This window comes from Mesorhizobium sp. M5C.F.Ca.IN.020.32.2.1, assembly GCF_004023105.1.
Classification (GTDB): Bacteria; Pseudomonadota; Alphaproteobacteria; order Rhizobiales; family Rhizobiaceae; genus Mesorhizobium; species Mesorhizobium wenxiniae.
On record NZ_RZSX01000464.1, the window covers coordinates 1 to 5016 of the forward strand.

Genomic DNA, 5016 nt, shown 5'->3' on the forward strand with positions numbered 1-5016 from the left:
TCCTTGAAATCGGTCAGGCCGTTGTTGCCGCCGAAACCCATGTCGTTGCGGAAAAACGCAAGCAGCAGCGCATAGGTCATCGCCTGGGTGATGATCGACAGATAGACGCCGGTGACGCGGCTGCGGAAGGCGAACCAGCCGAAGACGAAGGCGAGCAGGCCGGGCACCGCAAGCACCATGATCGCCGCAAACCAGAAATGGTCGAAACCGTACCAGAACCACGGCAGCTCCTTGTAGTTCAGGAACACCATGAAGTCCGGCAGCAGCGGATTGCCGTAGACGCCGCGCGAACCGATCTGGCGCATCAGATACATGCCCATCGCATAGCCGCCGAGCGCGAAAAAGGCGCCGTGGCCGAGCGAAAGGATGCCGCAATAGCCCCAGACGAGATCGAGCGCCAAGGCGAGCAGCGCGTAGCAGAGGTATTTCCCGGTGAGCGCGACGACATAGGACGGCACGTAGAACGCACTTGTCGGCGAGACCGCAAGATTGAGCAGCGGCACGATGAAGGCGATCGCCAAAAGGATGAAGATCGTGATGGCGATGCGGCGGTCGGCGCCGGCGGCGAAGAAGCGTCCCGTGATCATGCTTCCACCGACCTGCCCTTAAGTGCGAAAAGGCCGCGCGGGCGTTTCTGGATGAACAGGATGATGAGGACCAGCACGACTATCTTGCCGAGGACTGCCCCGGCATAGGGTTCGAGAAACTTGTTGACGATGCCGAGCGAGGAGGCGCCGACCAGCGTGCCCCATAGATTGCCGACGCCGCCGAAGACGACGACCATGAAGCTGTCGATGATGTAGCCGCGGCCGAGATTGGGCGAGACATTGTCGATCTGGCTGAGCGCGACACCGGCGATGCCGGCAATTCCGGACCCCAATGCAAAGGTCAGCGCGTCGACCCATGGCGTCCTGATTCCCATAGACGCGGCCATGCGGCGATTGGCGGTGACGGCGCGCATCTGCAGGCCCCAGGGCGTGCGCTTCATCACATAAAGCAGCACCGCGAACACACCGAGCGCGAATACCAGTATCCAGAGCCGGTTCCAGGTAACCGCAAGCTGGCCGATATCAAACGAACCGGACATCCATGACGGGTTCCCGACTTCCTGGTTGGTCGGCCCGAAGATGGTGCGCACGGCCTGCTGCAGAATCAGCGAGACCCCCCATGTCGCCAGCAGCGTCTCCAGCGGCCGGCCGTAGAGGAAACGGATGACGCCCCGCTCGATGACAAGGCCGACGAGCGCCGCGACCAAGAAGGCGAGCGGCAGCGCGATGACCAGCGACCAGTCGAACAGGCCAGGAAAGGAATTGCGGATCACCTCCTGCACGACAAAGGTCGTGTAGGCGCCGAGCATGACCATTTCGCCATGCGCCATGTTGATCACACCCATCACGCCGAAGGTGATGGCGAGACCGATCGCCGCCAGCAGCAGCACCGATCCGAGCGAAATGCCGTACCAGATGTTCTGGCCCGCATCCCACAGCGCCAGCGTCGAATTGATGCTGGCGATCGCCGCCGTCGCCGCGTCCTTGACTGCGCCTTCGGAATTGGCCTCGACGGCGGTGAGCAGAGACAGTGCGTTGCGGTCGCCGCGCGCGCCGATCAGGGCGATCGCCGCGAGTTTATCGGCCTCCGGCCTGTCCGACACCAGAACCGATGCTGCGCGGGCCTGTTCGAGCAGCGCTTTGACGCTTGCCACGGTTTCGCTGGCGATTGCGGCATCGAGTGGCTCGATGTTCGTGGCATCGGGCGTCTTGAACATTGTATCGGCAGCAGCAATGCGGGCAGCCGGGTCTTTAGCGCCGAGCGTCAGCATGCCCAAGGCATCGCGGATGGCGCGGCGCAGCGTATTGTTGACCTTGATCTTGGTGATCTCGGCCTTGGCCGCGTCGCCGGACTTTTCACCGCTCAGCGGGTCGAGCAGCTCGACGCTGCCGCCACCTTCCTTGCCGATGAAAACCAGCGAATCGGTCTTGCGAACATAAAGATCGCCCTCCGCAAGCGCGCCAAGCGGGCGTTCTACGGCAGGGTCGCCGGTGGCCGCCAGCTCGCGCACGACAGCTTCGGTGGCCGAAAAATTCGAGGCAGTGGCAAATTTGGCGATGATGGCGCGCAGATCCGCTTCGGCAGCGTTCGACGGCGACAGCATCCCCAGGAGGAGCAGCAGCGTCAGGCCGATAGCGCGGGTGAAGATCATCGATTTCTGGCGACTCTTGAAGGGTTGAACTTCGCGTCCGGGCGGACTGGAGGAGTGGAGGAGCTCGCCCGGACGCGTCGCGGTCTAGGTCGTGGAGAAATCCGCGACCGTCAGACCCGGGAGGATCAGTTGGTTCCCTTACCGCCGCACTTGCCGGTGGCAACATTGAAGTTGCCGCAGGACAGAGGTGCGCGCCAATCGGAGATCAGGTCCTTCGAATCAGCCAGATAGTCAGACCACTCGTCACCCATCACCAGGCCAGGCGTCTGCGAGACGGTCTCGAACTGGCCATCGGCCTGGATTTCGCCGATCAGCACCGGCTTGGTGATGTGATGGTTCGGCATCATGGTCGAATAACCACCGGTCAGGTTCGGCACCGAGACGCCGATCACGGCGTCGATGACCTTGTCAGGGTCGGTGGTGCCAGCCTTCTCAACCGCCTTCACCCACATGTTGAAGCCGACATAGTGGGCTTCCATCGGGTCGTTGGTGGTGCGCTTGTCGTTCTTGATGAACTTGTGCCAGTCGGCAATGAACTTCGCGTTCTCGGGCGTATCGATGCTCTGGAAATAGTTCCAAGCGGCGAGATGACCGACGAGCGGCGCGGTGTCGAGACCGGCAAGCTCTTCCTCGCCGACCGAGAAGGCCATGACCGGGATGTCCTCGGCCTTGATGCCCTGGTTGCCGAGTTCCTTGTAGAACGGCACGTTGGCGTCGCCGTTGACGGTCGAGACGACGGCCGTCTTCTTGCCGGCCGAGCCGAACTTCTTGATCGCCGAGACCTCGGTCTGCCAATCGGAGAAGCCGAACGGCGTGTAGTTGACCATGATGTCTTCGGCAGCGACGCCCTTGGCCTTCAGATAGGCTTCGAGGATCTTGTTGGTGGTGCGTGGATAGACATAGTCGGTGCCTTCAAGCACCCAGCGCTTCACCGATCCGCCGTCCTCGCTCATCAGATAGTCGACGGCCGGAATAGCCTGCTGGTTCGGCGCCGCACCGGTGTAGAACACGTTGCGCTCGCTCTCCTCGCCCTCATACTGGACGGGGTAGAAAAGGATGTTGTCGAGTTCGCTGAACACCGGCAGCACCGATTTGCGCGACACCGAGGTCCAGCAACCGAACACCGCCGCGACCTTGTTCTTGGAGATCAGCTCGCGTGCCTTTTCGGCGAACAGCGGCCAGTTCGAAGCCGGATCGACGACGACCGCTTCGAGCTTCTTGCCGAGCAGGCCGCCCTTTGCATTCTGCTCTTCGATGAGCATCAGCATGGCGTCCTTCAGCGTCGTCTCCGAAATTGCCATGGTCCCCGACAGCGAGTGGAGAATACCCACCTTGATCGTATCGTCAGCCGCCCTGGCCGGGATACTCATCAGCAAGCCGGCTGTGACCGCGCCTGCCGAAAACATTTTTGTTATCGTCGAGAAACTGCCCCTCATATTTCAAACTCCCTAGCTGGTTGATCGCATCGCAAACAGACCATGCAACGGCTGTGCCAACCGCGGGAGCAAAATTGAGTGCGCTGAGATTTCCTTGCCCTATCAGCTGGTTAATATATTAGCCGCCAAAGTTAAGCGCCGCCGCAGGTGTTCTGATTGAGAAAAAATTCCCCGCTCTCGCCTAAGTTTTCATCAGTGACGAATTAATGCATGAATTTTGAGCAACACCGTATCAAAGACGACGAAAGGTTGCAGCGCTGCAGGAAAATGCGGCAAGCTCGATCTCCAAAAGAGCGACGTCATGACCTCCAGGATTTCTCGTATTTTCAGCACCATGCTTCTGGTTGCGGCCACCGCCAGTGGACGCGCCGATTTCACCCACGGCAAATTGCCGGACGGGACCTATCACTGCGAAGTCTATCTGCTTGGCATGTTCCTCAGCCTTGGCGATATCACCATCAAGGGAAATGTCTATAGCGGTCCGGTGACCTTCGGAACCGCCCGGCAGGGCTACAACTATCAGATGGATACAAATGGCGAGATTACATGGTTGGGACCGTTGGGCGGCTATACGACCGGCGGCAACTCGATCTCGCTCACGCAAGCCATCCCGGACGGTCAAATCAGCCCGTCCTTCGACATCATCATGAAGCAGCCTGACGGCGCCTTCACCGCCTCGACCTGCACGAAGCGTTGAACAGCCGACAAGAAGAGGCGCGAAACCTTGCGAGGTTCCGCGCCAACAGGCAGTCGAGAGGGTATCGCTAAATGCTCTTGGCCGACATCTGTTCAGCGATATAGTCGGCCTGACGGATCGCCAGCGACACGATCGTCAATGTTGGGTTTTCAGCGCCGCCGGTGGTGAACTGGCTGCCATCCGACACGAACAGGTTCTTGATGTCGTGCGCCTGGCCATGCTTGTTGACGACGCCGTCGGCCGCCTTCTCGCTCATCCGGTTGGTGCCGAGATTGTGGGTCGACGGATAGGGTGGCGTCGGGAAGGTCCGGGTCGCACCCACCGCTGCGTAAAGCGCCGAGCCCTGCTTGTAGGCGTGGTCTCGCATTGCCGTGTCGTTGGCATGGTCGTCGAAATGGACGTCCGCTACCGCCATGCCGTGCTCGTCCTTGAGATCGGCATGCAGCGTGATGCGGTTTTTGCTCGCGCGGCATGTCTTCGCCGACGATCCACATGCCGGCCATATGGTCGTAGTGGTCGAGCGCCGTGGTGAAGGAACGCCCCCAGCCGCCGGGATTGAGGCGGCCATGAACGGCAGGCCGAGCGACAGCGTCTCAAGCTCGTAGCCGCCGACGAAGCCGCGCGAAGGATCGTTGCGGGCCTCATCGCGGATGATACCGGCCATGGTGGTGCCGCGATACATA

General features: G+C 60.8%; 3 protein-coding genes and 2 pseudogenes. 1 reads left to right on the forward strand and 4 read right to left on the reverse strand.

Annotated features, from left to right (window positions below; all coding sequences use genetic code 11):
* The 3 genes and pseudogenes from EOA86_RS21765 to urtA form a co-directional block, all read right to left on the reverse strand.
* Window positions 1–587 (reverse strand): annotated as a pseudogene (locus tag EOA86_RS21765) (urea ABC transporter permease subunit UrtC); the annotation flags it as partial.
* The gene (urtB, locus tag EOA86_RS21770; protein WP_128343526.1) at window positions 584–2200 is read right to left on the reverse strand and encodes an urea ABC transporter permease subunit UrtB; all 1617 of its coding nucleotides are present in this window, start codon (window positions 2198–2200) and stop codon (window positions 584–586) included. The pseudogene EOA86_RS21765 and the gene urtB, both read right to left, overlap by 4 nt.
* 125 nt (window positions 2201–2325) lie before the next feature.
* Entirely contained in the window at window positions 2326–3636 is a 1311-nt protein-coding gene (gene urtA / locus EOA86_RS21775) for an urea ABC transporter substrate-binding protein (RefSeq protein WP_127210572.1), read from the reverse strand.
* Between the two features lie 301 nt (window positions 3637–3937).
* Here urtA and EOA86_RS21780 point away from each other — a divergent pair, with 301 nt between their 5' ends.
* Complete coding sequence (locus EOA86_RS21780; RefSeq protein ID WP_127210573.1) at window positions 3938–4333, forward strand: hypothetical protein; 396 nt, start codon at window positions 3938–3940, stop codon at window positions 4331–4333.
* A gap of 67 nt (window positions 4334–4400) precedes the next feature.
* Here the strand turns inward: EOA86_RS21780 and EOA86_RS21785 are convergent.
* A pseudogene (locus tag EOA86_RS21785) lies at window positions 4401–5016 on the reverse strand (GMC family oxidoreductase); the annotation flags it as partial.